This window comes from Mesorhizobium sp. M4A.F.Ca.ET.050.02.1.1, assembly GCF_003997725.1.
Classification (GTDB): Bacteria; Pseudomonadota; Alphaproteobacteria; order Rhizobiales; family Rhizobiaceae; genus Mesorhizobium.
In genome coordinates, this window is sequence record NZ_RZSG01000899.1 from 1 (window position 1) to 2,239 (window position 2,239).

The 2,239-nt window shown below is 65.7% G+C and carries 3 protein-coding genes; 1 reads left to right on the forward strand and 2 read right to left on the reverse strand.

Annotated features, from left to right (window positions below):
• Positions 1-443, reverse strand: a 443-nt coding sequence (locus EOA33_RS32855) for an aromatic amino acid lyase (RefSeq protein WP_190234448.1), incomplete at its 3' end; no start/stop codon positions are given.
• Entirely contained in the window at positions 440-1,441 is a 1,002-nt protein-coding gene (locus EOA33_RS32860) for an ornithine cyclodeaminase family protein (RefSeq protein WP_127407513.1), read from the reverse strand. The genes EOA33_RS32860 and EOA33_RS32855, both read right to left, overlap by 4 nt.
• A 112-nt stretch (positions 1,442-1,553) precedes the next feature.
• Between EOA33_RS32860 and EOA33_RS32865 the strand changes: the two genes are divergently transcribed.
• Positions 1,554-2,239, forward strand: a 686-nt coding sequence (locus EOA33_RS32865; RefSeq protein ID WP_127407514.1) for an MFS transporter, incomplete at its 3' end; no start/stop codon positions are given.

A 2,239-nucleotide genomic window follows, 5' to 3' on the forward strand; every position in this document is an offset into this window, starting at 1 on the left:
ATCATCACCAGGTCGCCGGCGCCGATCGAGCCGAGCGCCGGCATCACCGGATGCACGCCCGCGTTCAGCATTTCGACCAGCCCGCTGAACACATGCGGCGACAGGCCGGAGCCGCCGGCTGAAAGCATGGCGATACGAGCAAACATCGCTGCCCGCACGAGCTGGATGGGCAACGCGTCACCCACGGCGGCGCCGCGCCCATCGAGAAGCTGGCGCTGGAAGGCGCTGGCGTCGCCCTCGACTGCGGTGCCGAGATTGGCGCCGAGCCCGGTGTTCAGGCCGTAGATCTGCTGGCCGGCGGCGGCAGCTTCATCGAGGACTTTGCGCGCCTTGGCCAGGTGTTCCATGACGGAGGGCGTGACCTCCACCTTGGCCGCATTGCGCGCGGCAGCGGCGACATCCTCGATGCTGACGCCGGCGCCGGTGAGGACGAGCGGGGTCATGCGAAACGCAGCCTCTGGCCGACGCCTTGCGTGCCGGCCTTGGCCAGCATCGCCTTGCCGAGCGCGATGTCTGAGAGCGACAGGCCGCGATGCCAGAACAGGATGGTCTCGTCGTCGCCCTGGCGGCCAGGCTTCAGGCCGGCGGCGATCTGGCCGAGTTCGGCATGCAACGTCGCCTCGCTCAGCCGCCCGGTCTCGACATGGGCGCGCAGCGAGCCGAACTTGCCGCTCTTGCACTGGCCCCAATCGTCGACGACGATCTTGCCCATGATGTCGGTCAAGGACAGCTCCACTGCGCTCATCGTGCCATAGGGCACCACCAGCGCGCCCGGCTTGATCCATTCGGTCTTGAGCAGCGGCTGCGGTTCGTTGAGCCGCGAGGCCTCGACGACGATGTCGGCTCCGTCGACGCAGCTTTTCCAGTCGGCGACCGCGGTGACTTTCTTGCCGAGGTCGGCCGAGAGTTTCGCTGCGAAAGCATCGCGGCTTTCCGACCGGCGCGAATGGACGCGGATCTCGTCGAAGTCGAAGAGGTGGTCGAGCAGGCGGACGTTCCAGTAGGCGGTGCCGCGCGCGCCGATATGGCCGAGCACCTTGGATGTCTTCTTCGCCAGGTGCTTGGCGCCGATGGCGGTGACGGCACCGGTGCGCATGTCGGTGATGACGGTGGCGTCGAGGATGGCGCGCGGCGTGCCGGTGCGTGGATCGAATAGATTGAGGATGCCGAATTCCGAAGGCAGGCCGTGCAGATAGTTGTCGACATAGTCGCCGACGATCTTGACGCCGGCCGCGTCGAGCGGCGCCACATAGCCGCGCAAGACATTGAAATGGCCGTGGAATGACGGGTCCGGTTCAAGATGGACGCGCGGTTCGATCACCGTCTGGCCCTTGCCTTGCGCGACAAGGCCGGCCTCGACCGCGCCGATGATCTCGGCATCGGTCATCGCCAGCGCTTCGATATCGAGAGCGTTGAGATAGTCGATATAGATGGGCTTCATCCCACTTCCCCTCTTAGGCCCACTTTCCCATAACAGGCGGCGAGGCACCACAAAAGTTTGTTGGATAACCACTGGACTAGGCTGGCCCAATGCTGTTCAAAGCAGGTCCGTCATGAGCAGTATCCCCGACAATCCGATGGTGTCCCAGCCGTCGACAGCCATGCCGGCGCGCCAGGCACGGCGCGTGGCGCTGATCGTCGCCGTCGCCTTCTTCATGCAGCTCTTGGATTCGACGATCATCTCGACGTCGCTGCCGCAAATGGGCCAGTCCTTCGGCGTGCCGGCGGTGGCGATGAGCATCGGCATCACCGTTTACATGCTGGCCATGGCCGTGTTCGTACCGCTGTCCGGCTGGCTTGCCGACCGTTTCGGCGCGCGCAACGTCTTCCTGGTCGCCATCGCCCTGTTCACCCTGGCCTCGATCGCCTGCGGCTTCTCACAGAACCTTTCGCAATTTGTCGCCGCCCGCGTAGTGCAGGGTCTTGGCAGCGCGCTGATGACGCCGGTTGGCCGCATCCTGGTGCTGCGCAATGCGTCGAAGTCGGAGCTGATCGCCGCCACCGCGCTGATCACCTGGCCGGCGCTGTTCGCGCCGGTGGTCGGACCGGTGCTTGGCGGCTTCATCACCACCTATCTCTCCTGGCACTGGAATTTCTTCATCAACATCCCGCTCGGCCTGGCCGGCCTGCTGCTGGTCGCCCGCTTCGTTCCGGGCGACCGCGAAGCCGAGACCAGGCCGCTCGACTGGCCGGGGTTCGTGCTCACCTCGCTCGGGCTCGCCGCGATGCTCTACGGGCT